This window comes from Labrys sp. 22185 (genome assembly GCF_052045555.1).
GTDB lineage: Bacteria > Pseudomonadota > Alphaproteobacteria > Rhizobiales > Labraceae > Labrys > Labrys neptuniae.
The window spans coordinates 40,516-66,679 of record NZ_JBQEPH010000001.1 but is presented as its reverse complement, the minus strand read 5'-3'; the positions used below and the strand labels follow the sequence as shown (position 1 = coordinate 66,679).

Genomic DNA, 26,164 nt, shown 5'->3' with positions numbered 1-26,164 from the left:
GACACAGCCATGACCATCTCCCACGGCGCGGACGCCCTCGCCGTCGCTCCGCCCACGCGCCTGTCGCTGCAGCGCGCGATCTGGCGCTGGCATTTCTATGCCGGCCTCCTTTGCGTCCCCTTCATGATCCTGCTGGCCGTCACCGGCTCGCTCTATCTGTTCAAGGACGAGATCAACCACACGCTCTTTGCCTATCGAACCGTCGTCGCCAATCCCGGCACGCCGGCCTTCTCGCCGGAAGAGCTGGTCGACAGGGCCCTCGACGGCCGGCCCGAGGCCGCCGCAACCGCCTATGCCGAACCTGCCGACGCCACATCCTCGGCCAAGGTCACCTACAAGGACGACAGCGGCAAACATTACGTCTACCTCGACCCCTATAGCGGCGCGGTGCTCGACACCGTGCGCGCCGATCGCGAGCCGATGTGGCTGATCAAGAAGATCCACAGCCTGGAGCTGTTTGGCACCTTGACCAACCGGTTGATCGAGGCCGTCGGCGGCTTCGCCCTCATCCTGGTGATCACCGGGATCTATTTGTGGTGGCCCCGCGGCCAGAGCGGCGGCGTGGTGACTGTCCGCGGCACGCCGGCACGCCGGGTATGGTGGCGTGACCTCCATGCCGTCACCGGCGCCTTCGCCGGGCTGGTGATCTTCTTCCTGGCGGTGAGCGGCCTGCCCTGGGCCGGCTTCTGGGGCAAGCAGCTCAATGGCTTCGCGACGCAGGCGGGCCTGGGCTATCCCACCCAGCTCTGGGACGAGACGCCGAGTTCCACCGTGCCGCTGCAGGACGTCGTCGGCAAGGCCGGCTGGACGGTGGAGAATTCGCCGGTGCCCCAGTCGGCCCAGCCCTACACCCATGCGATCGGGCTCGACCGCGCGGTTGCCGTCGCCCACGGTCTCGGCATCGCGCCCGGCTTCGAAATGGCGCTGCCGGCCGAGCAAGACGGCGTCTACACCGCGGCAATCTTTCCGGATGAACTCGCCAAGGAACGCACCATCCATATCGACCAATATTCGGGCAAACCGATCGTCGATCTCAAATTCGCGGATTTCGGCGGCGTCGCCAAGGCGATCGAATTCGGCATCAACGTGCATCAGGGCCAGCAATGGGGCCTCGCCAACCAGCTGGTGATGCTGGCGACCTGCCTGGCCATCATCCTCGCCAGCGTCTCCGGCGTGATGATGTGGTGGAAGCGCCGCCCGAGCGGCAGGCTCGGCGTGCCGCCCTATCCCGGCGATCCACGCGTCTATCGCGGCCTGTGGATCGTCGCCATCGCCGTCGGGCTCGCTTTCCCGATCACCGGCCTTGCCATCGTCGCGATGGTGGCACTGGATCTCCTGGTCATCCGCACCGTGCCGCCTCTGCGCCGCGCCTTTGCCTGACGGCGAGCACCCTGGATTCGAGGCGGCCCCCGCCTCGGCCAATCCGCCATTTCCTTTCCTTCCGCCGATCCGGGCGGAGCAATCCATGAAGGTTCCAATCATGTCCATCACCCGCAAGGTCTCGTCCCTCACATTCGCCCTGGCCCTCGGCCTCGGAGCGACCGGCGCGGCCCTCGCCCATGCCCATCTGAAATCCTCGGCCCCGGCCGGCGACAGCGCGGTCGCGGCGCCTGCAACGCTGGAGCTGCATTTCAGCGAAGGCGTCGATCTCAAATTCTCGGGCGTCAGCCTGACAGACCCCGACCAGAAGGCTATCGCGACCGGCGATACCGCCCATGCCGGCAATGACGAGGCCAGCCTCTCCGTGCCGGTCACGGCCAAGCTCGCACCTGGCAAATATACGGTGCAGTGGCATGTCCTCTCCAAGGACGGCCACAAGGTCAAGGGCAGCTATTCCTTCGATGTGAAACCCTGATGGATCTCGAAACCGCCCTCCAGGCCTGTCGCTTCCTGCACTATGCCGCAGCGATGGTCCTGTTCGGCGCCAGCGCCTTTCTCGCCGTGCTGGCGCCGAAGGAGCTGGCTGGCCGGCTCGAGGCGCGGTTGCGACTTTTGCTGATGGTGGCGGCAAGCCTCGCCGCCACGACCACCCTGGCCTGGCTCATGCTGAAGACCGGCGAGATCGGTGATGGCTGGGCCGACACGCTCGATCCGTCCCTGCTGGCCTCGGTGCTGACCGACAGCAGCTTCGGCCGGGCCTGGCAATGGCGACTGGCCTTTGCGGTATGCCTGCCGGCGGCGTTCCTTCTCGGCGAGCACCGCCTGACGGCCATCGCCTGCTGTTCAGGCCTGCTGCTCGCCAGCCTGGCCCTGACCGGCCATGCCGCCATGCTGAGCGGCTGGTCCGGCCTGCTGCAGAGGGGCAATCACATGCTCCATTTGCTGGCCGCAGGCGCCTGGCTCGGCGCCCTCATCCCGCTTCTGCCCTGCCTGGCCATGCTCGGAAATGTGCCCCCTTCTGCCAGCGCCGGCCAGGCCTTGCGTCGCTTTTCGACCGCCGGCCATGTCGCCGTCTCGCTCGTGGTCGTCACCGGCATCGCCAACACGGCCTTCGTGCTCGGGCACCCGCCGGCGGATTGGTCTTCGCCTTACCAGGCCCTGCTCGCAGCCAAGATCGGCCTCGTCGGCGTCATGACCGCCCTCGCCCTGACCAACCGCTACTTCCTCGTCCCCCGCATCCGCCTGGCACGGACGAGGTCGCTGCGGCTGCTGGGCCGTCTCACCGTCACAGAATTGCTGCTCGGAGCCGGCGTGCTCGTCCTCGTCAGCCTGTTCGGCATGATCCAGCCGACTTGACAGGCAGGCCATATCACGGTTTGCCTCGCCGGAGAGGTGCTCTCCGAAGCAGGGGCGATCAAAGGTGGGATGGCATGACGGGCAGAAGCACAGATGGCAGGGTGTTCGGCTTGGCGGGCCGCCTCGTCGGTGCGCTGCTGCTGGTCCTGCTGGCGAATTCCGCCTTCGCCCATCGCCAGGCCTCGGACGGCGACGGTACGGGAGCGGGCATTCCGATCCCCAACCTCACCCATGGCCAGATGGCGGTGATCGCCGCCAACATGCCCGACATCCTTGCCCTCGCCGACCGCCAGACCGGGCTCGACGAGACCGCGCGCCGGCTGCGCGCCTTCGTCGACTGGCAATATTTCTTCTGCTTCCGCGGCCTGGTGCCGGGTAGCCTGAAGGACGAGGAGAGCCCCTTCAACGAGTGCAGCCATGCCTATCTCGCCGGCACGCAGGCCCTGCTGCTCGAGCTCCGGCAGACCCGCGGAGATCGCGCGGAGGTGCGTGCCCTGGTCGACAAGGTCGGGCTCGACATGGTCAGGAACAATGCCTCGCTGGTGCTTTGCCGCTTCAGCGGCGAGGCGTTCAACACCGCCGACGTGGTCTCGCCACGCTGGAGCGAGGTGCCGGGACATCCGCCAAGCCTGGCGACCTTCGGCGGCCTTGCCTTTCTGATCGGCGGTGCCGTCTGGCTTGGCCTGCGGCGACGCACCGCGCCCGTTTCGGGTCCCCTGCCAGCCGGATGAGGGTTTGCGGGCGACAATAGGGCTTGCACGAAGCGGTGATTGCCTGTCGGATGGTCTGACCATTCGATTTTCGACGGCTTTCATCCCGCCATGCGTATTCTCGTCCTCCAGCATCTCGCTTCCGAGCATCCCGGTATTTTCCGTTCCTTCTTCGCCCGCGACGGTGTCGAATGGGACGCGGTCGAACTCGACGAGGGCGGTACCATCCCCGCACTCGACCCCTATGACGCGCTCTGGGTCATGGGCGGCGCCATGGATGTGTGGGACGTCGACCAGTTTCCCTGGCTGGTGGAGGAAAAGCGCATCATCCGCCATTGGGTGCGCCAGCTCGACAAGCCCTATCTCGGCATCTGCCTCGGCCATCAGCTCCTGGCCGATGCGCTCGGTGGCACCTGCGGGCCGCAGATCCCACCGGAAGTCGGCGTCTTCGATGTCGATGTGACGCAAGCCGGCCAGACTGATCCGCTGTTCGAAGGGCTCGCCCCGCGCTTTCGGGCCCTGCAATGGCATTCGGTACGCGTGGCCCAGCCACCGGAGGGCGCCGAAGTGCTGGCCTCTTCACCGCGCTGCCCGGTTCAGGCCATCCGTGTCGCGCCGCGTGCCTGGGGCATGCAATATCATGTCGAGGCCGAGAACGCCGCCGTGCAGCAATGGGGCTGTGTGCCCGAATACAGGACCGCCCTGGAGCGCACCAATGGCGAAGGCGCCATGGAGCGCCTGCAGGCCGACATCGCGGCTCATGCCGAAGGCTTCGAGGCCAACGCCGCCATTGTCTATCGAAATTTCATGCGGCTCGCGCGATAATGGCGGCAAAAATTCAATAGGACATGCATGATTACTACCTTGAGGCCGTAAAAATGGCCCCTATAGCGTTTTGTGATTTGAAGGAGGCACTTCGAATCGCAAAGACGCGTTGGAACAAGGAGTTAGAGCAAATAAGCGTTCACGCTTGAACGCGCTTTGCTCTGGTGAGGCTGAATGCATCGGCGCGGTGCCGGATTCGGCGCTGCAGGAGGAAACCGACCATGCCTGAAGGCACCCCATCGACCACCGGCATTCCGATGCCGCCGCCCGATCCCGCCATCATGGCGCGGCGGCAGGCGATCGTCGACGGGCTGGCCGGGCTGGTGCCTGCGGCGAACCTGATCGTCAGCGAGGACGAGCGCCGCGCCTATGAGACCGATGCGTTCACCGCCTATCGCGCAGTGCCGCTTGCCGTGGTGCTGCCCGAGACCACCGAGGAAGTGGCGGCGATCCTGAAATTCCTCAACCAGGAGGGCGTTCCCGTCATCCCGCGCGGTGCCGGTACCTCGCTCGCCGGCGGCGCCTTGCCCCAGGCAGACGCCGTGGTCGTCGGCCTCTCCAAGATGAGCAAGGTGCTGGAACTGCGTTTCGAGGACCGGCTGGCACGCGTGCAGGCGGGCATCACCAATCTCGGCATCTCCGGCGCCGTGGCGCATGAGAGCTTCTTCTATGCGCCCGATCCCTCCAGCCAGCTCGCCTGCACGATTGCCGGCAACATCGCCATGAATTCGGGCGGCGCGCATTGCCTGAAATACGGCGTCACCACCAACAACATTCTCGGCGTCAGGCTGGTGACCATGGCGGGGGAGATCCTCGACATCGGCGGCGACGCCATGGATGCCGACGGCTATGACCTGCTCGGCATCGTCATTGGCTCGGAAGGTCAGTTCGGCATCGTCACCGAGGCGGTGGTGCGCATCCTGCCGATGGCCGAGGGCGCCCGCCCGATGCTGGTGGGCTTCGCCACCCCCGAGGAGGCCGGGCGCTGCGTGGCCGCCATCATCGCCTCCGGCATCATTCCCGTCGCCATCGAATATATGGACAAGCTCGCCATCGAAATCACCGAGGGCTTTGCCCATGCCGGCTATCCGCTCGACGCCGGCGCCATGCTGATCATCGAGGTCGAAGGCTCGGACGCCGAGATCGACCACCTGCTCGGCCTGATCTCCACCATGGCGCGCCAGCACGGCGCCACCACCATCAAGATCTCCAAATCGGAGGCCGAGAGCGCGGCGATCTGGAAGGGTCGCAAATCGGCTTTCGGCGCCACCGGCCGCATCGCCGACTATATCTGCATGGACGGCACCATTCCGACCGGCCAGTTGCCGATGGTGCTCAAGCGCATCGACGAGATCACCGAAAGCCACGGTCTGCGCGTCGCCAACGTCTTCCATGCCGGCGACGGCAATCTGCACCCCCTGGTGCTCTACAACGTCAACGATGCCGACCAGCGCGAGAAGGCCGAGGCCTGCGGCTTCGACATCCTGCGGCTCTGCGTGGAGGCCGGCGGCTGCCTGACCGGCGAGCACGGCGTCGGCATCGAGAAGCGCGACCTGATGCGCGAGCAGTTCGACCAGATCGATCTCGACCAGCAGCGCGACCTCAAGCTCGCCTTCGATCCGAAATGGCTGCTCAACCCAGCCAAGGTCTTCCCGCTCGACATGCGGCCTGGAGGCTGGGCGGCATGACGGTGTTCTCCCCTACCAGCGAAGCGGAAATGGCCGGCATCGTTACCGAAGCCTTTCGGAACAAGATCCCGCTCGCCGTGACCGGCGGCGGCTCGAAGGCCGGCATCGGCAGGCCCGTGGATGCCTCCGCCATCCTGGAAACGCGGGGCCTTACCGGCATCACGCTCTATGAACCGGCCGAGATGGTGATCGGCGCCCGGGCCGGCACCTCGCTGGCGGAGCTTACAGCGACACTCGACGCCCGCGGCCAGATGCTGCCCTTCGAGCCGGGCGACTGGCGGCGGCTACTCGATACCGCCCCGAATGAGCCCACGGTCGGAGGCCTGGTCGCCGCCAATCTCTCCGGGCCGCGCCGGATCGTCACCGGTGCCTGCCGCGACAGCCTGATCGGCGTGCGCTTCGTCAACGGCAAGGGCGAGACCGTCAAGAATGGCGGTCGGGTGATGAAGAACGTCACCGGCTACGACCTGACCAAGTTGATGGCGGGCTCCTGGGGCACGCTCGGCATCCTCACCGAAGCGATCTTCAAGGTGCTGCCCAAGCCCGAGGCCAGCACCAGCCTGGTCTGGCAGGGCCTCGACGATGGCCAAGCCATCGCTCTGATGTCCTCGGGCCTCGGCAGCCCCTTCGAGGTTTCGGCAGCCGCGCATGTACCGGCCGATCTCGCCTCCGGTACGGCTCTTACGGTGCTGCGTCTCGAAAATTTCGAAAGCTCGATCGCCTATCGGCAGGAACGGCTCGGCAGCCTGCTCAAGCGCTTCGGCGACCATGCCGTGCTCGAGCAGCAGGATTGCCGCAGCTTCTGGTTCGACATCGCCGACGTCGCGCCGCTGGCCCAGCAGGACGGCATGATCTGGCGTCTTTCGGTGGCTCCCTCCAAGGCTGCCGCCCTAGGCGCCTCGCTGCGCTGGCTCGGCGAGATCAAGCTGTTCTACGATTGGGGCGGCGGCCTGATCTGGTTGCTGGCGCCCGAGACGGCGGAATTCGCCAAGGCGATCGTCTCGGCCACCAAGACCGAGGGCGGCCATGCCATGCTGATCAAGGCCAGCGCCGATTTCCGGGCCGGTTCCTTCCATTTCGGCGCCCAGGAGGGGCCGCTCGCCGCCCTGAGCGCCAGGGTGAAGCAGGCCTTCGACCCTGCCAACATCCTCAATACCGGGCGGCTGGGATGAGTAGCAAAAACACAATCTGTATCGCGTCATTGCAAGCGCAGCGAAGCAATCCAGCAGCCCCGGATATGGTGCTTGCAGGCCCGTGGATTGCTTCGCTGCGCTCGCAATGACGGCATAACTGGACCGGATCAACGCATGCAGACGAATTTCTCCCCGGCCCAGCTCGCCGACCCGCATACGAAGGAATCGGAGCAGATCCTGCGCACCTGCGTGCATTGCGGCTTCTGCACGGCAACCTGCCCGACCTATGTACTGCTCGGCGACGAGCTCGATTCCCCGCGCGGGCGCATCTACCTGATCAAGGACATGCTGGAAGGCGGCAAGCCGGCCACCGCCGAGGTGGTCAAGCATGTCGACCGCTGCCTGTCCTGCCTGTCCTGCATGACGACCTGCCCCTCGGGCGTCAACTACATGCATCTGGTCGACCATGCGCGAGCCCATATCGACAAGACCTATCGCCGCCCGGCCAGCGAAGCCCTGCTGCGCACGCTGATGGCCAAGGTCTTGCCCAACCGCCGGGCCTTTCGCTGGAGCATGGCGCTGGCGCGGCTCGGCCGTCCCTTCGCGGGCCTCGCAGCCAGGCTGCCGCAGGGCAAGCGTCTCGCTGCCATGCTGGCCCTGGCCCCGGCCTCGCTGCCCTCCGCATCCTCCGCCACGCACCCCGGCAGTTTCGTGCCGAAGACAGCCAGGAAAGGCCGCGTCGCGCTCCTCACCGGCTGCGCCCAGGCCGAACTCGCCCCCGGCATCAACGAGGCCGCGATCCGCCTGCTCAATCGCCATGGCATCGAGGTGGTGCTGCCCAAGGGCGAAGGCTGCTGCGGCGCTCTCGTCCACCACATGGGCAAGGAGAAGGACGCCCTCGCCTATGCCAAGGCGAATATCGACGCCTGGACCGCCGAGATGGCCAAAGGTCTCGACGCCATCCTGATCACCACGTCGGGCTGCGGCACCACCATCAAGGATTACGGTTTCATGCTGCGCGGCGATCCCGCCTATGCGCAGAAGGCCGCCGCCGTCTCGGCCATCGCCAAGGACATCAGCGAATATCTGGAGACCCTGCCGGCCCTGCCGGTGACGGTCGAGACCGGGCAGAACGTAACCTATCACGCGGCCTGTTCGCTGCAGCACGGCCAGCAGATCAAGACAGCGCCCAAGACATTGCTCAAGCAGGCCGGCTTCGTGGTGAAGGAGGCGGCGGAAGCCCATCTGTGCTGCGGCTCGGCCGGCACCTATAACATGCTGCAGCCCGAGATTTCCGAGCGCCTGCGCGAGCGCAAGCTCGGCAACATCGCTGCCACCAGGCCGCAGATCATTGCCGCCGGCAATATCGGCTGCATGACGCAACTGGCGCAGGGGACCACGACGCCGATCGTGCATACCGTGGAACTCCTGGATTGGGCGACAGGAGGGCCAAAACCGAGAGGATTGTGACCCCTGGGATCGCAGGCGTCTCGCCTGCTCTTCCTTTCCGACACGCTCAGAGCTTCCAAGAGCAGGCGAGACGCCTGCGGTCCCAGGAGATCAACGGAGATGCCGATTCTGAAACCCGGTGGCCTCCTCTTGGCCCTATTCCTCACGTTGCCGAACCCGGCCCTTGCCCAGGACGAGCGGGCGCCCAACGAAAAGCCGGTGAAAGTCATCGCCGACGGGCGTATCGCCGTGCCCGGTGGCGGCGAACTGCCGCTCTACGTTTCGGCCGACTGGTCCAAGCCGTTGCCGCAGGTCGATCGCGCCGTCCTGGTGCTGCATGGCCGGCTGCGGGACGCCGACGTCTATTTCCGCTCGGCTCTCAAGGCTCAGGCCGCTGCGGGCGCCGCCGGGCAAACCACCTTGATGGTCGCGCCGCAATTCCTCGCCAAGGTGGACGTCGAGGCCTTCGGCCTGCCGCCTGAAGTGCTGCGCTGGACCCTGACGAGCTGGCAGGGGGGCGAGAATGCCCTCGGTCCCAAGCCGGTGAGTTCCTTTGCCGCCCTCGACGCCATTCTCGCCCGCCTTGCCGATCGCCGCCTGTTCCCGCATTTGCGAGAGGTGGTGGTGGCCGGCCATTCCGGCGGTGGGCAGGTGGTGCAGCGCTATGCCATTGCCGGCAAGGGCGAAAGCACGCTGGCTGCCGCAGGCATCCGTGTGCGCTATGTCGTCGCCAATCCCTCATCCTATGCCTATTTCTCTCCCAAGCGGCCGGCGCCTGATGTTGCCGCCGCCTGCCGGGGCTTCGACGACTGGAAATACGGCATGCAGGCCCGCCCGTCCTATCTCGCCTCCCCCTCGCCGGATGAGCTGGAGAAGACCTATACCGCCCGGCGCGTCATCTACCTGCTTGGCACCGCCGACACCGATCCCAACCACCCCGCACTCGACAAGACCTGCATGGCCGAAGCCCAAGGCCCCTATCGCCTGGCTCGTGGCGAGGCCTATGTCTCGGCGATGCGCCAACGTGACGGCGGCACGCCCCGCCACAGCCTGTGGCTGGTCGAGGGCGTGGGCCATAACGGCGACAAGATGCTGACTTCGTCCTGCGGGCTCGCTGCCCTGTTCGACCAGCCGGGCTGCCCCACGGCGAAGGCCTCGCCCTGACGACAGGCATGTTTCGGCTATCGCCGAAGCATCCTGGCCTCCATGCTGCTAAATCAGGGTATCTCAAGCGCATCGCGCTCTCGGAGCTGCCCCATGGATGGATCCAGCCTCACATCTCCGCTCAGCTCTCGAAGGCGGATTCTCAACCCGATGCAGCCTCTGCCTCGGCAACGACCCAGGCGAGCAAGCCCGGGAACTTCGCCTCGATATCCGCCCGGCGCAGATAGGTCTTGCGGCAATTGCCATAGTCGATCATGCCGATCAGGCCCGCCTCACGCAGCATGCGGAAATGATAGGTACGCGTGGCCTTGGTCACCGGCAGGCCGAAGGACGAGCAGCCGATCTCCGTGCCGTCAGGCGCGAGCACGAGGGTCGCCACCACGCGCCGCCGATGCGGATCGGCAAGTGCTGCCAAGATGGGGCCGAGAGTGATCTCCTCCCGGCTGGGGTGATCGTCCTGGTTGGATATTGCCGCCTCCCTTGCCATCCGCCCCCTGTCGAGAGGGGATCCTGCATTGGTCGATTGCCAATCGAACCGCTTCTAGGTATGAATAATATCATACTTAAATGACATCGCCGACGCGATAATTACCCAAGAAGAGATTTCATCATGACCAGTCTGCAGCCGGCCGTACCGGAACCATGCAGCACGGGAAGCGAGACGACTTGGACCTCCACGGCGGAACCGGCTGGTTCCGGCCTGCGAAGGCCGGTCCGACCGGCGGCCCGCCTGGCCGCTCTCAGCCTTGGCGTCGCGCTGGTGCAGCTTGACGTCAGCATCGTCAATGTCGGGCTCGACCAGATGCGTGGCCTGATGGCGGACGGCGTCGCTGGGCTGCAATGGGTGGTCAACGGCTATACGCTCGCCTTCGCCGGCCTGCTCCTCACCGGCGGTGCGCTCGGGGACCGGTTCGGAGCCAAGCGTCTCTACCTTCTCGGCCTGGCGCTGTTCACCCTGGCCTCGCTGGCCTGCGGCCTTGCGCCGAGCGGCACCGCCCTGATTGCCGCGCGCGTGCTGCAAGGTATCGGCGCCGCTCTGCTGATGCCGCCGTCGCTGGCCCTGGTGGTCCATGCCTATCGCGACCCGTCCGAGCGCGCCAAGGCCATCGGCGTCTGGGGCTCCGTCGGTGGCCTGGCCATGGTGGCAGGCCCCGTGCTCGGCGGCCTGCTGATCGCCCTGTTCGGCTGGCGCAGCATCTTCCTGATCAATCTGCCCGTCGGCCTGCTCGCACTGTGGATGGCACTGCGCTTCACCGAGGAGACGACCGAGCGCCATGCGCGCGCCATCGACCTGCCGGGCCAGATTCTCGGCATCCTTACGGTGGTGGCGCTGACGGCCGCGATCATCGAGGGCGAGCCCCTGGGCTGGAGCCATCCCGCCATTCTCGGCGCCATCGCCGTCTTCCTCCTGGCAGGTGCGCTATTCCTGGCCGTGGAATCCCGGACGGCCGAGCCCATGATGCCACTCAGCCTGTTCCGCAACCCGATCTTCACGGCTGCAGCCCTGATCGGCACCCTGCTCAATGTCAGCTTCTACGGCGCCATCTTCCTGCTCAGCCTGTATTTCCAGGATGGGCTCGGCATGTCTCCCTTGAGCGCTGGACTTGCCTTCCTGCCGATGACCGGCCTGATCGCGATCACCAACATCATGTCCGGACGCGTCGCCGTGCGTTGGGGCAACCGGCTGCCCATCGTGCTCGGCCTCGCCATCGACACCTTCGGCTTCGTCGCCCTGGCGCTGCAGCTGCGGGGGGATGCCGGCTACGCTCATATCTGGTGGCCGCTGCTGCTCATCGGCTTCGGCATGGCGCTCGCCGTGCCTGCCATGATCGGCGCCCTGCTCGCCACCGTGGAGAAAACCCGGGCCGGTATCGCCTCCGGCGTTCTCAACGCCCTCCGCCAGACCGGAGGTGCGGTCGGCGTTGCGGTGTTCGGCGTGATCGGTGCCGGCGGCAGTTCCCTTTCCGGCATGAGCACGGCCATGTGGGTCGCCGCGTTCGGTCTCCTCATCGCCCTGCTGCTCGGCGCGCTGTGCATCAAACGCATGCCGACATCGTAAGGCAGCCTCCAGGCATGTGCGACGGCGAGCGTCCCGCCGCACCGGCAAACCGTGAAAAAAGGGTGGGCAGCCTGGATGAAGCCCACCTCGAATCCGTTGCCAAGAGGCCGTTTGGCCGCAACGCCTATTGTTCTGGGTCTGTGAAAGTGTGACCGTCTCAGCATTGCCATCAGATGGAAATTCGATACCCAACCGGGGATGTTTGGCGTATCCACAACCAGACTCGCCATGATCATGACAATTGCTGACTGATAAGGGATCACCATGAACGACAAGGCTGAAGCCGGACATTCGGCCACACGCGTGGCACGCGGCGGCCTGCTCGTCGCGCCCGAGCTTGTGTCCTTTCTGGAGCAGGAGGCACTGCCCGGCACGGGGGTAGAGGCACAGACTTTCTGGGATGGCTTCTCTGCGCTGGTTCGTGAGTTCGGACCGCGCAACAAGGCGCTCTTGCAGCGGCGCGACGAACTGCAGGCCCAGATCGATGCCTGGCACCTCGCCCGCCGTGGCCAGCCTCATGACCGCAATGCCTACAAGGCTTTCCTCACCGAGATCGGCTATCTCTTGCCCGAGGGCGACAATTTCACCATCGCGACCGAGAATGTGGATCCGGAGATCGCCACGGTCGCAGGTCCCCAGCTCGTGGTGCCGATCACCAATGCACGCTTCGCGCTGAACGCCGCCAATGCGCGCTGGGGCAGCCTCTATGACAGCCTCTACGGCACCGACGCGGGCGGCGGCCCGCCGCCCGCCGGCAGCTACAACCGCGGCCGCGGCGCGCGCGTCGTGGCAAGGGCGCGGGTTTTCCTTGACGAGGCCTTCCCGCTCGAGGGTACGAGCCATGCGGATGCCCGGCGCTATCATATCCGCAACGGCGCACTTCTGGTCGACGACATGCCGCTGCTCGAACCGGAGAAATTCATCGGCTATCGCGGCCATCCGCGCGCGCCCGACGCCGTGCTCCTTCGCAACAACGGATTGCACGTCCAGCTGATCTTCAACCGGGCCCACTCGATCGGCAGCCGCGACCAGGCGGGCCTCGCCGACATCCGGCTGGAAAGCGCCATCTCGGCGATCATGGATTGCGAGGATTCGGTTGCCTGCGTCGATGCCGAGGACAAGGTGGTCGCCTATCGCAACTGGTTGGGACTGATGCAGGGTGGCCTGACGGAGACCTTCCGCAAGGATGGTGTCGAAATGACGCGCAAGCTCAACCCGGACTTGACCTTCACCGCACCGAATGGCGGCGAAGTCTCGATCAAGGGCCGGGCGCTGATGCTGGTGCGCAATGTCGGCCACCTCATGACCAATCCGGCCATCCTCGACCAAGATGGCGGAGAGATCTTCGAAGGCCTGATGGATGCGATGGTGACCACGCTGATCGCCATGCATGACCTGAAGAAGTCCGAGGGCCTGCGCAATTCGGTCACCGGCTCGGTCTATGTGGTCAAGCCCAAGATGCACGGGCCTGCCGAGGTCGCCTTCGCCGACGAGGTCTTCACCCATGTCGAAACGGTGCTCGGCCTGCCTAAGCATACCGTCAAGCTGGGGGTGATGGACGAAGAACGGCGCACCAGCGTCAACCTCAAGGAATGCATCCGGGCGGCGAAGCATCGCATCGTCTTCATCAATACCGGCTTCCTCGATCGTACCGGGGACGAGATCCATACCTCGATGGAGGCCGGCCCGTTCAGCCGCAAGGACTTCATCAAGCGCAAGGATTGGATCGGCGCCTACGAGAACCAGAACGTCGACATCGGCCTGCAATGCGGCTTTTCGGGCAAGGCCCAGATCGGCAAGGGCATGTGGGCGATGCCGGACAAGATGGCGGCCATGCTGGAAACCAAGATCGAGCATCCCAAGGCCGGCGCCAATTGCGCCTGGGTCCCCAGCCCGACGGCGGCCACGCTCCACGCCCTGCATTACCACAAGGTCAACGTCTTCGCGGTGCAGGCCGCGCTGGCGAAAGGCGGCAGGCGAGCCTATGTCGAAACGATCCTCGAAATCCCGGTCGCAAGCTACCAGAAGTGGACGCCCGAGCAGATCCGCCGCGAGGTCGAGAACAATGCGCAGGGTATCCTCGGCTATGTCGTGCGCTGGATCGACCAAGGCATCGGGTGTTCGAAGGTACCCGATATCAACGATGTCGGACTGATGGAGGATCGCGCGACCTGCCGCATCTCGGCGCAGCATGTCGCCAACTGGCTCCACCACGGCATCGTGAGCGAAGACGAGGTCAGGCAGATCATGCGTCGCATGGCGGAGGTCGTGGATCGCCAGAACGCCGGCGATCCCCACTACCGTGCGATGGCTCCTGGTTTCGACGGGATAGCCTTCCGGGCGGCATGCGATCTGGTCTTCGAGGGCCGCTCGCAGCCATCGGGCTATACCGAACCGCTGCTCCACGCGCATCGGCGCGAATTCAAGGCGGCGCAGGCTTAGTTCCGTCGAGCTGTAAAATGAGAACTCACCCTCCCCTGAAAGGGAGGGTGAGGAACGACGATTACCCCAGTTCGGCCAGGCTCCGCCGGGCCTCGTCATGCCCGGGATCGAGCTCGACCAGCTTCTCGAAAATCTTGCGAGCTTCCTCGGTTTTGCCGAGAGCGCGGGCCGAACGGCCGAGGCCGAGAATGGCCTCCAGCGAGAAGGGCCTCAAGGCTACGGCCTGCTGGTAATGGGCGGCAGCCGGCTCGGCCCGTTCGCTGTGCAGGAGGAGGTCGCCCAGGCCAATATGGGCTTCGACATGGTTGGGTTCGAGCTTCAGGCAGGCCAGATAGGCCTGCAGCGCCTCGTCACCGCGCTCGAGCGATGCCAGCAAATTACCATAATTGTAATGGGTATCGGCCGCCTTGGGGTCGAGCTTCAGGGAGGAGCGGAAGCAATATTCCGCACGCGACTCATTGCCGAGGCCACGATTGGCGAGCCCCAGCCGCATCTGAGCGTCGGCGCTGCCGGGATTGACCTCGACTGCCCGGCGAAGCACCTTCTCGGCCTCGTCATTGGCGCCCCGCTGCAGCAGGAGCGTGCCGAGCAGGTTCAGGGCGTTGAAGTCCCCGGCGCGACCGGCCAGGATCTCGCGATAAACGGCCTCAGCGGCATCGAGCCGGCCTGCGCGATGATGCTCGACGGCTTTCTTCAACTTTGCTTCGGCGGCCATGCTGCGTTGTCCGGATGGGGCGGGAGGAATTGCCGGACCTTGTGGCGGATCGGGCTACAAAGGTCAATCCAGGCCCGCATCAAGGCGTTTTGCGATTTGGTAGATTCGCCGAAAATTGCAAAAGGACGGCGAAACAAGAGCTTAGAACAAATGGACGCCAACTATCGAGCGCGTTTCGCTCAGAGGGCGTCGAATGCTTTGTTCAATGCATCCTGCCTGGCATAGAGATCCTTCAGGATGCCTTGCATCTGCGCCAGGATCGCCGGATCGTCGGTGAGCAGACCGCTGCCTTGCACCTGGATCTTGCTCTGGTTCTGTCGCACGAAGGCCACGAGCTTCTTCATCTGGTCGGTCACGCCCGTCCATTGCGGCTCCAGATTTGCCCAGTCGCGACCCCGCTTGGACACGGTACGATCATAGGCCTTGTCATAGACGGCCTTCAAATCATCCGGCAATTGCAACCGGGCCTTGGCCGCATCGGCCGTGTCGACCAAAATCTTGGTTTCCCTAGCCCGTTGCAGGAAGCTCGCGCTGAACCTGTCGAGCAGGCTCGGATCCTCGATCAGCGCCGGCACATCGGGCAGCGACATGGCACTTTTGGCGGCGTTGCGACCGACACCGGTGCGTTCATTCATGCCGTCAAAGAACGTCGCCATGATCTTGAAGCTGTCCACATAGGGGCCGAACGCCTCCTCCTGCCGGCTTGTCATCGCCGGAAACGTCGTTTCGTCCTTGTTGTCGATTATCCGCGATTGCAAAAACTCAATGTAGGCTTTGCGCTGTTCCGGCTCCTTGCTGAAGCAGGCAGCGAGAAACAGGGCAAGTCCGATGGACAGCCACAATGGCGCTTTGCGAAGCATGGTTTTTACAGGATCGTTGATTGGAAACAAACAGGCGAGGCTATGCAACAGCCACACTTGTTTTGGCAATAGGGCCAGCCGTCGGAGCGCTTGTCCAAGTACGGAAGGCGTTTCTTGGGGAACTGCCTTTACGAAATTATCTCATCAATTCTCGGGCATGACACGGAACGCGTGTATCTTTCCTGGTCCCAAAACACGCAACACCGTCAGATGTGCAAAAGCAAATCCACATCCTGCCGAAGCATGCCTTCGTCCGGTAAAGACGGCGTATAATCCATGCGTTTTCCCACGAAATCTGGATGTAACGCGCGTGACTCCACCTTGTCATCCGAGCCGCTAGGATAGTTCACGTCACCACGTCCAACCGCCGGAACACATATTCACTTCTATTGAATTGTGTTGGCATCTCGTTCGTATAGGCTGGCCCCAATGCGTTCCGGATATGGCCGCGAGCAAAGGAACACGCATGTCAGTCTCTTCGCCTTCGACCGATCATTCAGGCCGCGCTCCTCTGGGGATCGGGCAGATCATCGCCGATGCTTTCGGGGTCAGCCTGAGGAATTACGGCTGGGTGTTCCTGCTCCAGTTGGCAATCTTGGCCATTTTCTTCGGCTTGCTCGGCTCGTTCTTCTGGGCGGCCTTGAACGGTGACCAAGTGGCGGCCCAGTTGGCCATCAAAAGAAATTTCGCCCTGTTCTACCTGCTGCTCCTGGCCGCCGGTTTCCTTTCGCTCGCCTTCTATTGTGCGATGATCCGTTTGATCCATGATCGTTACGTCGATCCGGCAAAACCCTTCATGGCAACCTGCATGGCCGGCGCCAAAAGGTTCCTGGCCGTCTTCGGCCTCTTGTTGATCTATCTCCTTGCCTATATCGCGCTCTACCTGGTTGCCGCTTTGCTCGGACTGGTCTTCTTCGGCATTGGCGCCCCTCCCGGCTTCGTCATCGTCGCCATGCTGATCGCCGGTATTTTCGCCCTCTATCTGGTCTTTCCCTATCTGCTTTCCTTCGTCATCTGCATCAACGAGGATATCGGACCGATCCGCGCGCTTGGCCGCAGCCGCTATCTCAGCGCGGGATATCGCTGGCCTCTGTTCGGCATGATGCTGCTGACCTGGGTGATCTGGTTCGCCTACCTTCTGGTCGTGAATGTTCTGGCACGGATATTCGGGCCCAGCGGCGGCATTGCCGCCTTGATCATGATGCTGCTCGTCCTGCCGCTGATGTATGCCTGGCTGATCGGGGTCTATTCCATTGCCGCCTATCGCCTGCGGGTGCTCAAGGATGGCGTCGATTTGACCGGCAGCGTGGCTGATGTGTTCGACTGAGGCCGTACTGAAAAAGCTCTATCCCCGGCGCCGCAAAGCCGTTGCGGCGTTCGCGGCCTCTGCCCTATCCAACGATCTTTCAGGCAGGCTCCATCCGATTCCCGGTGAATGCCGCGCCTGCACGGGAATGACGATGCGCTATCTGCTGACATGGGCCATGGCCGCCGCGATGACGGTGGCGGTCTCTTTCGTGCCGGCCAAGGCCGACAATACGGCCTCGGCCCTGTTCCAGAGCTATCTCGGCAAGGGCCGCATCAGCGAGGCGGACGAACAGATGCTGGCCCTCGCCACCAAGGCCAGCGGCAATGCCGACGCCAGGCTCGGCCTCGGCATGGTACGCACCGCCCGCGCGCTCGAACATCTGTCGCAGGCCCTCTACAAATATGGCTTCGCCACCGAAATACCGGCCATGCGCCTGCTCGGCCTGTCGGGCACCGTCTTCAGCACCAATCCCGAGCCGCAGCCGATCACCTATCAGGACTTTCGCGGCATCCTCGCCACGTTCCTGGCCGATCTGGAAAAGGCCGACCAGACCCTGGCCGAGGTCGGCGATAGCCCTGCCAAGCTGACGGTCGATCTCTCCGTCACCCGTTTCGACTGGAACGGCGACGGCACCATCGACGAACGCGACCATATCGGCGCAGCGATCTCGGACCTCGACGATGCCGGCAAGCCCAAACCCTTCATCGTCGCCTTCGACACGGCCGACGCCAAATGGCTGCGCGGCTATTGCAACTTCCTGATGGCCCTGACCAAGACCCTCTTGTCACACGACATGTCGCGCAGCTGGGACGCCGGCTTCGGCAGCCTGTTTCCGCGCGCCGTCAGCGGCCTTGCCAAGGCCAATGGCGTCGATGGCGACGACGGACTGGGCATGACCCTGTTCGGCACCAGCAAGCGCGACACCGATGCCATCGCCGACCTGATCAGCCTGGTGCACACCATAGACTGGCCGGTGTCCGACAAGGCGATGTGGCTGGAGGTACGCGGTCATTTCAAGACGGTAATCCGGCTCAATCGCGAGACCTGGGCGCTGATCGCCAAGGAAACCGACGACGACCACGAATGGCTTCCCGGCCCACGGCAAAAGAGCGGCGTGCTCCCCTCCCTCGAAGTGACGCAGGAGCGCATCGACTCGTGGCTCGCGCTGCTCGGGCAGGTCGACGAGGTGCTGGACGGTAAGCTCTTGATGCCGCATTGGCGCTTCGCCAAGGGCATCAATCTCGCCAGGGTGTTCGAGCAGCCCGGCAACTTCGACCTGGTGCTGTGGATCACCGGCCCGGGGGCCCTCCCCTTCCTCGACAATGGCAAGGTGATGGATGCCGAGGCCTGGGGACAGGCCACGCGCATCTTCGGCGGCGACGTCGCGAGCTACGCCTTCTATTTCAATTGAGCGAGCGCCCGGCTGCGGCATCCGGCGCGAGCAGGTGCCGCTTCAGGCGAACGATCGCCTCGCGCTGCAAATCGCTGGCCTCGCCATAGGCATTGGCGACCTCGGTCAGCATGTCGATGAGCTGCTGGCGCTCGGGCAAAGACAGGCGGGCGCGGAAAAGCGGCACCAATTCTTCGGCAACCGGCGTGAACACCCGGCCGCGATCCGTCAATTGCAAGGCCTGCTCATAGATACGCTCGCGGTCGCCGATCCCGAGCGGGTCGCTCATCAGGGCGAGGATGGTGTCCCGTTCGGCCCGGGTCAGCAACCCATTGGTGCGGACGAGCTGGATCATCAGGACGACGGCAGCGAGCCTGGGATCATCGATGGCCTTGAGCGAGACACGCTCCAGCGCCTGAGGCCGGACCGTGTCGGCGCCCCGGTCGAGCGGGAGGGGAACCACCTTCGGCACGGCCTCGAGCCGGCGTGCTGCCGCCGGCTTGCGGGCCTTGCCGCGCAACAGCCAGAACAGGCCGACGACGGCGGCCACAAACGCTCCGATCAGGATCGCCCTCGGCCCCTCCAGCAAGACCAGGCTGGTGATCAGCAAAGCAATGATCCAGATCGCATTCTTACGCAGGAAATCCATCGGCCGTCTCATCCGATCGGGACAGTGCGCATCCTGCGCCAGCCATCCTATGAACCTGCATCTCCCATAGCGGCCCGCATGGCGGCGAGCAAGGGATGGCCGGGCTGCCGGCCGTCCCAGCCGTCGAAGCTCAGCACAGCCTCCGGCGGCAGGCGCTGGCGCCAGCCCTTCACCTCCAATTCGGGTCGGGCATAGGCTTCGTGCACATAGCCCAGGCACAGATAGGCAACCGGAACCACCCGCTCGGGAATGCCCAGCGCCTCACGCAGGCGCGCCGGATCGACGATACTGACCCAGCCGACCCCGACCCCCTCGGCCCGTGCAGCCAGCCAGATATTCTGCACCGCGCAGACGGTGGAATAACGGTCCATCGCCATGTCATGGGTGCGGCCAAGCACCACCGGGCCGGCGCGGTCGGGATCGCAGGTGATGCATAGATTGACCGGCGCATCGATGATGCCTTCCAGCTTCAGCGCGCGATATTGCGCCTGCTTTTCAGGCGGGAACATTGCCACGGCCTCGGCATTGGCTTCCTCGAAGAGAGCCTGCACCTTGCGCCGGGTTTCGGGGCAGCGCAGCACGAGAAAACTCCAGGGCTGCATGAAGCCGACCGAGGGCGCGTGATGCCCGGCCGTGAGGATGCGGGCGAGGACATCATCAGGCACAGGCTGCGGGCTGAACTGGCTGCGAACGTCCCGCCGGGTGAAGATAGCGCGATAGACGGCTTCACGTTCGGCCGGCGAGAACGGCCCCGAGGGCGCGAGCGCCTCGTTGGATGGGTCCATCGTCATTCCCCTTGCGATGGCAATCGCCGCGCCGTCCGCGCACGCCGATCTATCGCCTCCGGCCGGTCTTCTGACTCGGGATCCACCCACCCGGACGCCTTCCCCGCAGAGCGAGTGGCTGAAACCTGCCCGGATAGTCCCCCTTACAGCGTTGGGCACGTCGCGGCCTCAAACCGCATTCCCGATTCTCCCGCAAGCGGGCACCGAAGGTCTTACGGATGTAGCATGGGAGACGCCGGCTGCCCAGCCGTGCGGGACGGCCATACCGGTCGACGGGCGGCAAAGTGGACAGGGCACGGGCTTGTGGCCTAGAATCGCCAGCCAGGCCCTCGGGCGATAGGCATCCTGGCAATCTCTGAATGAACAAAATCGATCTCAAACGGCGCGCCGGCGATCAGCCCGATCCCCTGGAACAGGCCAATCCCGTGCGGCTCGGCACCCGCCTTCGCCTGGCCCGGCAGACGAGGGGCTTGACGCTAAAGGCCCTGGCCACGGCCGCGGAGTGCTCGGAAAGCCTGCTGTCCAAGATCGAGAACGGCAAGGCCTCCCCCTCCCTGCCCATGCTGCATCGCCTGGTCGAGGTGCTCGGTACCAATATCGGCTGGATGTTCGAGGAATCAGACAGCGAGGAGGGCATCGTCTTTCGCGCCGGCACGCGCCCGCTGATCTCGCTGGACCCGCTCCGGCGCGGCGAAGGCATTTCGCTGGAACGGGTGATCCCCTATTCGCCCGGCCATCTTCTCCAGTGCAACATCCACCATATCGAAGCCGGCGGCGAGAGCGCCGGGCCGATCCAGCACCAGGGCGAGGAAGTCGGCTATGTGCTGGCCGGAACCGTGGAGCTGATGGTCGGCGAGCGCACCTTCAAGCTCTCCGTCGGCGATACGTTCGTGTTCAAGTCCGAACTGCCGCACTGGTATCGCAACACCGGAACCGAGCGCGCCAGCATCTTCTGGGTCAACACGCCCGCCACCTTCTGAGGAAACCTCGAGGAGCCAATAAAACACCTCTGCCATTCCCGGCGCCGCCGAAGGCGGCGGGAAGAGAATCCAGGGGCAAAAATGGAGCCCCTGGCCCTGGATCCCCTTCCCGGGGCCTTTGGTCCCGCCGGGGATGACATAAGCACTTCTTCTCCAGGCTCTGTGCCGTCGGCTTTTCAAGAATCCCTCAAACCATCATTCAAGTAACTTGACATGAATTCAAGTCTCTTGAATGATGCGGATGTCAGAACTGAGAATGAGCCCGGCACGGGCCATCCATGAAGGGAATTGAAATGCGGCTTTCAAAATATCTCGCCGGCTGCGCGGCGGCGGCAGCCCTGGCGCTGTCCCTCGGATCGGTGTCCGCTTCGGCCGACACTTTCGCCCTGGTCACCATCAACCAGCAGGCCCTGTTCTTCAACCAGATCAACGAAGGCGCAGAGGCCGCCGCCAAGGCGGCCGGCGCCAAGCTCGTCATCTTCAACGCCAACAATGTTCCAAGCGCCCAGAACGACGCGATCGAGAACTACATCACCCAGAAGGTCGACGGCATCATCCTGATCGCCATCGACGTCAACGGCGTGAAGCCCGCCATCACCGCCGCCAAGAAGGCCGGCATTCCCGTCATCGCCATCGATGCCCAGATTCCCGACGGCGACAATGTCTCCTTCGTCGGCGTCGACAATCTCAAGGCGGGCGAGGACATCGGCAAGTTCTATGCCGACTACGTCAAGGCCAAGCTGAATGGCACCGCCAAGATCGGCGTGGTCGGCGCCCTCAATTCCTATATCCAGAACCAGCGGCTGGACGGCTTCAAGAAGGCGGTGACGGCCAGCGGCCTCAAGGTCACCTTCCTCGACACCGTCGACGGCCAGAACGTGCAGGACGTGGCGCTGAGTGCCGCCGAGAACCTGATGACGGCCAACCCCGACATGACCACGCTCTATGCCACCGGCGAACCGGCCCTGCTCGGCACCGTCTCCGCCGTGACCAGTCAGGGGCGCACCGACGGCGTCAAGGTCTTCGGCTGGGACCTGACCAAGCAGGCCATCGAAGGCATCGACCAGGGCTGGGTGACCGGCGTGATCCAGCAGGACCCGGCCGGTGAAGGCAAGGCTGCGGTGGAAGCCCTGACCAAGCTCAAGAAGGGCGAGAAGATCGAGCCGATCATCAACGTTCCCGTGACGATCGTCACCAAGGAGAACGTCGACAAGTTCCGGGGCATGTTCAAGTAACGGGCCGACGGCGATTTCCTGATTAAGGTCGCGCTGCCCCTCACCTTACCTCTCCCCGTAAGAACGGGGCGAGGGGACTGCGATCGCGCATTTCATACCGAAAAGATCTCATCTCGCCCAACCGTTGGGCGAGATGACAGGGCTCAAGAATCGATCACAACGCTTGCGCCCCCTCGCCCCGTTCTTACGGGGAGAGGTAAGGTGAGGGGCAGCGCGAACTTTCGAGATTTGTGAAGTCTCATTCCCGAAGCCTCGGGACGGACTTTTCATTGCCAGGCGGAACCATGATGGACAGTGGCGAACCCTACCGCGTCAAGATGACCGGTATCTCCAAGCGATACAACACGATCCAGACCCTGGACGACGTATCGCTGATGCTCAGGCCCGGCGAGGTGCTGGGACTGGTCGGCGACAACGGTGCCGGCAAATCGACCCTGAGCAAGGTGCTCTCGGGCGCCGTGATCCCCGATTCCGGCACAATCGAGATCGACGGCAAGGTGCAGTCCTTCGCCTCCCCCGCCGATGCCCGCGCCGCGCGGGTGGAGATGGTCTATCAGGACCTGTCGCTGTGCGACAGCGTCGATGTCGCCGGCAATCTCTTCCTCGGCCGCGAGCCCCGGCACCGCATCCTCGGCGTGCCCTTCCTCGACCAGCGCCGCATGCATGGGCAGGCCCGTGACATGCTCGACAAGCTCGGCATCGTCATCGCCGATACCAGGCTGAAGGTCGAGAACCTCTCCGGCGGCCAGCGCCAGTCGATCGCTATCGGCCGCGCCGCTTCCTTCAACCCCTCCGTACTGATCATGGACGAGCCCACGGCTGCCCTGGCCGTCGCCGAAGTCGAGGCGGTGCTCGAACTGATCCGCACCGTCAGTGCCCGCGGCGTCAGCGTCATCCTGATCACCCACCGCCTGCAGGACCTGTTCCTCGTCTGCGACCGCATCCAGGTGATGTATGAGGGCCGCAACGTCGCCGAGCGCCGGATCGAGGCCACCAATATCGAGGAGGTGGTCAACCTCATCGTCGGCCGCAAATTCAACGCCCGCTCCGCCGGAGCCCCCAAGGACAACGCCTCCAAGGACAACGGAGCCCGCGCATGACGGCCTCATCCACCACCCCCGCCCATCGCCCCCGCGTCCACAAAGCCCGCTGGCGCGACAAGGCGATGGCGAACGGCAGCATCATCTCGATCGCCCTGTTCTTCATCTTCGTCTGCCTGGTCTTCTCGATCTGGACCGACGCCTTCCTCACCGCCCCCAACCTCCTCAACATCGTGCGCCAATCGGCGCCACTGCTTATCGTGGCGGCCGCGATGACCTTCGTGATCACCACCGGCGGCATCGATCTTTCGGTCGGCTCGGTGCTGGCGCTGGCGGCGACGCTGTCGGCGGCCTCGCTGCAGGCCGGGATTCCCTGGCCGCTCGTCATCGTGCTGATGCTGGCGATGGGCGGCGTGATCGGTGCCATACAGGGCTTCTTCATCGCCTATGAGCGCATCCCAGCCTTTATCGTCACGCTGGCCGGCCTGTCGGTGATCCGGGGCCTAGCTCTCCTGATCACCGCCGGCTATTCGATCCCGGTCGAAGCGCAAAGCCCCTTCACCGCGATCGGCCGGGCCTGGTTCCTCGGCATGCCCGTGCCGGCCCTGATCGCCCTCGCAGTATTGGTGATCGCCTTTCTCGTCTTCAACCGGACGCCCTTCGGCCGCTATGTCACCGGCGTCGGCGCCAATGCCGAGGCCGTCAGGCGCGCCGGCATCAACACCCGCTTCGTGGTGCTGTGCGTCTACATCCTCTCCAGCATGGCGGCATCCGCCGCCGGCGTCATCCTGGCGGCGCGCCTCGGCTCCGGCTCCTCCAATGCCGGCCAGGGTTTCGAGCTCGACGTCATCGCCGCCGTGGTGCTGGGCGGCACCAGCCTGTTCGGCGGGCGCGGCACCGTTGTCGGCACGGTGCTGGGGGCGCTGACGGTGGCGGTGATCGCCAACGGCCTGGTGCTGGCGCATATGTCGCCCTTCCTGACACCCATCGTCACCGGTTCGATCATCCTGATCGCCATCTGGCTCAATTTCCGCCTGTTCAAAGGCGCCATGAGAAGCCATTGAGCATGGAGCCACTGAGCATGGATCACCTGTTCCAGCCCCGTCCCACTGAGCGCAAGCCGATCGGCATCCGGTCCGGCACCGCCATGACCGTGCTCGGCCCGGTGCCGGTGGGCGACCTCGGCATCACCCTGATGCACGAGCACATCCTGCTCGACGGCGCCCGCACCTGGAAATGCCCGTGCCACCCGGACGAGAAGGCAATCGCCGAGCAGGCGGTGAATATCGAGATCATCGGCGAGCTCAGGATGAATCCGTATATGAACCGCGACAATGTCTCACTCGACGACAGCGACCTCGCTTTGTCCGAGCTCAAGCGCTTCCAGGGGCTCGGCGGCCATACGGTGATCGAAGCCACCAATATCGGCATCGGCCGGGCGCCCGAGAAGCTCGCGCGCATTTCCCGCGCCTCCGGCATGAAGATCATCATGGGCACCGGCTTCTATCTGGAGCCGACCCATCCGGACTGGCTGAAGGCGATGGATGTCGAAGCGGTGACGCAGTTCATCGTCAACGATGTCGGCGGCGGCGAGGAGCAACCGCAGATCATGGCGGGGATCATCGGCGAAGTCGGCGTCAGCAAGGATTTCACGGCCGAAGAGGAAAAGTCGCTGCGCGCCTCGGCGCGCGCGGCCAGGATTACCGGCCTGCCGCTCTCCATCCATCTGCCCGGCTGGGAGCGCCTCGGCCACCGTGTGCTCGACATCGTCGAGGCCGAGGGCGCCGATCTGCGGCACACCGTGCTCTGCCACATGAATCCGAGCCATGCGGACCTCGACTATCAGCGAGCCCTGGCCGAGCGCGGCGCCTTCCTGGAATACGACATGATCGGCATGGACTATTACTTTGCCGACCAGGACGCCCAGTCCCCCTCCGACGAGCAGAACGCCACGGCGATCCGCGCGCTGGTCGACATGGGCTTCACCGACCGCCTGCTGCTTTCGCAGGACGTCTTCCTGAAGATCATGCTCACCCGCTATGGCGGCTTCGGGTACGGCTTCATCCTCAAACATTTCGTGCCCCGCCTCCTGCGCCACGGCGTGGAACAGGCCGCCATCGACCGCATGCTCGTCGACAATCCCAAATCCGTGTTCTCCGCCACTGCGTGAGCCCACGCCTTCCCCCCCTTTCCCCAAGGAGTGACCATGTCCAAGAAGAAGATCCTGCTCGCCGGCGAATCCTGGGTCTCGACCTCGACCCACATCAAGGGCTTCGACCAGTTCCCGACCGCGACCTATCACACCGGCGCCGATGAACTCCTCGCCGCCCTGAAGGACAGTGCCTTCGACATCACGTTCATGCCCGCGCATGAAGCCCAGCGCCATTTTCCGCAAAATATCGAGGCGCTTTCCGCCTATGATGCCGTCGTGCTGTCCGATATCGGCGCCAACACGCTGCTGCTCCATCCCGATACCTGGATCCACTCCAAACCCACCCCGAACCGTCTGCGCCTCCTGCGCGACTATGTGCAGAGCGGCGGCGGCCTGCTGATGTTCGGCGGCTATTTCAGCTTCCAGGGCATCAATGGCGGCGCGCGCTACCGCAAGACGCCCGTGGAAGACGTGCTGCCTGTCGAATGCCTTGCCTTTGACGATCGTGTGGAAGTGCCGGAGGGCTATACCCCCGTCGTCACCGGCACAGCCGATCACCCGATCCTGCAGGGTCTCGGCACGCAATGGCCTATCCTGCTCGGCTATAACGAGGTGACGCTCAAGCCGGGCGCCGAGGTGCTCGCCACCGTCTCCTCTGACTACGGTTCCCAGCCACTGCTGGTGACCGGCACTCATGGCAAGGGCCGCACCGTGGCCTGGACCTCCGATGTCGGCCCGCATTGGCTGCCGCCGGGCTTCATCGCCTGGGACGGCTACAAGAAGCTGTTCGAGCAGATGCTGGCTTGGGCGACAGAGAAGAATTGGGCGACCACAAAGGGCTGA

General features: G+C 64.5%; 24 protein-coding genes and 1 riboswitch. Of the genes, 19 read left to right on the top strand and 5 right to left on the bottom strand.

Features of this window, described 5'->3' with window-relative positions; translation table 11 throughout:
* Positions 1–9 precede the first annotated feature (9 nt).
* From ACTJKX_RS00315 to ACTJKX_RS00275, 9 genes are all read left to right on the top strand, one after another.
* Positions 10–1,380 carry a PepSY-associated TM helix domain-containing protein gene (locus tag ACTJKX_RS00315; RefSeq protein WP_440724000.1) on the top strand — a complete coding sequence of 457 codons (1,371 nt, stop codon included), beginning with the start codon at positions 10–12 and terminating at the stop codon, positions 1,378–1,380.
* Positions 1,381–1,465: 85 nt separating this feature from the next.
* A complete protein-coding gene (gene copC / locus ACTJKX_RS00310; RefSeq protein WP_440723999.1) occupies positions 1,466–1,855 on the top strand; it encodes a copper homeostasis periplasmic binding protein CopC in 390 nt (129 codons plus the stop codon).
* On the top strand, positions 1,855–2,736 hold the full coding sequence (gene copD, locus ACTJKX_RS00305) for a copper homeostasis membrane protein CopD (protein ID WP_394310550.1): 882 nt from the start codon (positions 1,855–1,857) through the stop codon (positions 2,734–2,736). The genes copC and copD overlap by 1 nt, the downstream gene beginning before the upstream one ends.
* Positions 2,737–2,810: 74 nt before the next feature.
* A complete protein-coding gene (locus ACTJKX_RS00300) occupies positions 2,811–3,467 on the top strand; it encodes a hypothetical protein (RefSeq protein ID WP_440723998.1) in 657 nt (218 codons plus the stop codon).
* A gap of 90 nt (positions 3,468–3,557) precedes the next feature.
* Positions 3,558–4,271: a type 1 glutamine amidotransferase gene (locus ACTJKX_RS00295; protein WP_440723997.1), complete on the top strand. Its 714-nt coding sequence runs from the start codon at positions 3,558–3,560 to the stop codon at positions 4,269–4,271.
* Between the two features lie 221 nt (positions 4,272–4,492).
* Positions 4,493–5,959, top strand: a complete 1,467-nt coding sequence (locus tag ACTJKX_RS00290; protein ID WP_440723996.1) for an FAD-linked oxidase C-terminal domain-containing protein — start codon at positions 4,493–4,495, stop codon at positions 5,957–5,959.
* On the top strand, positions 5,956–7,131 hold the full coding sequence (gene glcE / locus ACTJKX_RS00285) for a glycolate oxidase subunit GlcE (RefSeq protein WP_440723995.1): 1,176 nt from the start codon (positions 5,956–5,958) through the stop codon (positions 7,129–7,131). The genes ACTJKX_RS00290 and glcE overlap by 4 nt, the downstream gene beginning before the upstream one ends.
* 135 nt (positions 7,132–7,266) lie before the next feature.
* Positions 7,267–8,562: a glycolate oxidase subunit GlcF gene (glcF, locus tag ACTJKX_RS00280; RefSeq protein ID WP_440723994.1), complete on the top strand. Its 1,296-nt coding sequence runs from the start codon at positions 7,267–7,269 to the stop codon at positions 8,560–8,562.
* 99 nt (positions 8,563–8,661) lie between these two features.
* Complete coding sequence (locus ACTJKX_RS00275) at positions 8,662–9,705, top strand: alpha/beta hydrolase (RefSeq protein WP_440723993.1); 1,044 nt, start codon at positions 8,662–8,664, stop codon at positions 9,703–9,705.
* Positions 9,706–9,847: 142 nt separating this feature from the next.
* Here ACTJKX_RS00275 and ACTJKX_RS00270 read toward each other — a convergent pair whose 3' ends face one another.
* A complete protein-coding gene (locus ACTJKX_RS00270) occupies positions 9,848–10,192 on the bottom strand; it encodes an ArsR/SmtB family transcription factor (RefSeq protein WP_440723992.1) in 345 nt (114 codons plus the stop codon).
* Positions 10,193–10,315: 123 nt separating this feature from the next.
* Between ACTJKX_RS00270 and ACTJKX_RS00265 the strand changes: the two genes are divergently transcribed.
* Both ACTJKX_RS00265 and ACTJKX_RS00260 read left to right on the top strand, forming a co-directional pair.
* On the top strand, positions 10,316–11,764 hold the full coding sequence (locus tag ACTJKX_RS00265) for an MFS transporter (protein ID WP_440723991.1): 1,449 nt from the start codon (positions 10,316–10,318) through the stop codon (positions 11,762–11,764).
* Between the two features lie 264 nt (positions 11,765–12,028).
* Complete coding sequence (locus ACTJKX_RS00260; RefSeq protein ID WP_440723990.1) at positions 12,029–14,206, top strand: malate synthase G; 2,178 nt, start codon at positions 12,029–12,031, stop codon at positions 14,204–14,206.
* A gap of 61 nt (positions 14,207–14,267) precedes the next feature.
* Here ACTJKX_RS00260 and ACTJKX_RS00255 read toward each other — a convergent pair whose 3' ends face one another.
* A complete protein-coding gene (locus tag ACTJKX_RS00255) occupies positions 14,268–14,921 on the bottom strand; it encodes a tetratricopeptide repeat protein (RefSeq protein ID WP_440723989.1) in 654 nt (217 codons plus the stop codon).
* Positions 14,922–15,100: 179 nt separating this feature from the next.
* The gene (locus ACTJKX_RS00250; protein WP_440723988.1) at positions 15,101–15,829 is read right to left on the bottom strand and encodes a DUF3053 family protein; all 729 of its coding nucleotides are present in this window, start codon (positions 15,827–15,829) and stop codon (positions 15,101–15,103) included.
* 418 nt (positions 15,830–16,247) lie between these two features.
* On the opposite strand from ACTJKX_RS00250, the gene ACTJKX_RS00245 reads away from it, so the two are divergent.
* Both ACTJKX_RS00245 and ACTJKX_RS00240 read left to right on the top strand, forming a co-directional pair.
* Positions 16,248–17,108 carry a DUF975 family protein gene (locus ACTJKX_RS00245; RefSeq protein ID WP_440723987.1) on the top strand — a complete coding sequence of 287 codons (861 nt, stop codon included), beginning with the start codon at positions 16,248–16,250 and terminating at the stop codon, positions 17,106–17,108.
* A gap of 133 nt (positions 17,109–17,241) precedes the next feature.
* Positions 17,242–18,501, top strand: a complete 1,260-nt coding sequence (locus tag ACTJKX_RS00240; protein ID WP_440723986.1) for a hypothetical protein — start codon at positions 17,242–17,244, stop codon at positions 18,499–18,501.
* Here ACTJKX_RS00240 and ACTJKX_RS00235 read toward each other — a convergent pair.
* Positions 18,494–19,129 carry a TerB family tellurite resistance protein gene (locus ACTJKX_RS00235; protein ID WP_415080408.1) on the bottom strand — a complete coding sequence of 212 codons (636 nt, stop codon included), beginning with the start codon at positions 19,127–19,129 and terminating at the stop codon, positions 18,494–18,496. The two genes, ACTJKX_RS00240 and ACTJKX_RS00235, sit on opposite strands and share 8 nt — an antisense overlap.
* A 47-nt stretch (positions 19,130–19,176) precedes the next feature.
* Positions 19,177–19,914, bottom strand: coding sequence for a 5,6-dimethylbenzimidazole synthase (bluB, locus tag ACTJKX_RS00230; protein WP_440723985.1), 738 nt, complete (start codon positions 19,912–19,914; stop codon positions 19,177–19,179).
* A 43-nt stretch (positions 19,915–19,957) separates the two neighbouring features.
* A riboswitch (cobalamin riboswitch) is annotated at positions 19,958–20,137 on the bottom strand.
* A gap of 136 nt (positions 20,138–20,273) precedes the next feature.
* On the opposite strand from bluB, the gene ACTJKX_RS00225 reads away from it, so the two are divergent.
* The 6 genes from ACTJKX_RS00225 to ACTJKX_RS00200 all read left to right on the top strand — a co-directional run bounded on the left by ACTJKX_RS00225 (position 20,274) and on the right by ACTJKX_RS00200 (position 26,164).
* Positions 20,274–20,894, top strand: a complete 621-nt coding sequence (locus tag ACTJKX_RS00225; RefSeq protein WP_149253982.1) for a cupin domain-containing protein — start codon at positions 20,274–20,276, stop codon at positions 20,892–20,894.
* A gap of 293 nt (positions 20,895–21,187) precedes the next feature.
* Positions 21,188–22,129 (top strand): ABC transporter substrate-binding protein, encoded by a 942-nt coding sequence (locus tag ACTJKX_RS00220; protein WP_311942541.1) that lies wholly within the window; start codon positions 21,188–21,190, stop codon positions 22,127–22,129.
* Positions 22,130–22,413: 284 nt separating this feature from the next.
* A complete protein-coding gene (locus ACTJKX_RS00215) occupies positions 22,414–23,229 on the top strand; it encodes an ATP-binding cassette domain-containing protein (RefSeq protein WP_440723984.1) in 816 nt (271 codons plus the stop codon).
* Positions 23,226–24,233, top strand: coding sequence for an ABC transporter permease (locus tag ACTJKX_RS00210; RefSeq protein ID WP_440723983.1), 1,008 nt, complete (start codon positions 23,226–23,228; stop codon positions 24,231–24,233). Before ACTJKX_RS00215 ends, ACTJKX_RS00210 begins: the two co-directional genes overlap by 4 nt.
* 17 nt (positions 24,234–24,250) lie before the next feature.
* On the top strand, positions 24,251–25,339 hold the full coding sequence (locus tag ACTJKX_RS00205) for a phosphotriesterase family protein (protein WP_440723982.1): 1,089 nt from the start codon (positions 24,251–24,253) through the stop codon (positions 25,337–25,339).
* 36 nt (positions 25,340–25,375) lie between these two features.
* Positions 25,376–26,164 carry a glutamine amidotransferase gene (locus ACTJKX_RS00200; protein ID WP_440723981.1) on the top strand — a complete coding sequence of 263 codons (789 nt, stop codon included), beginning with the start codon at positions 25,376–25,378 and terminating at the stop codon, positions 26,162–26,164.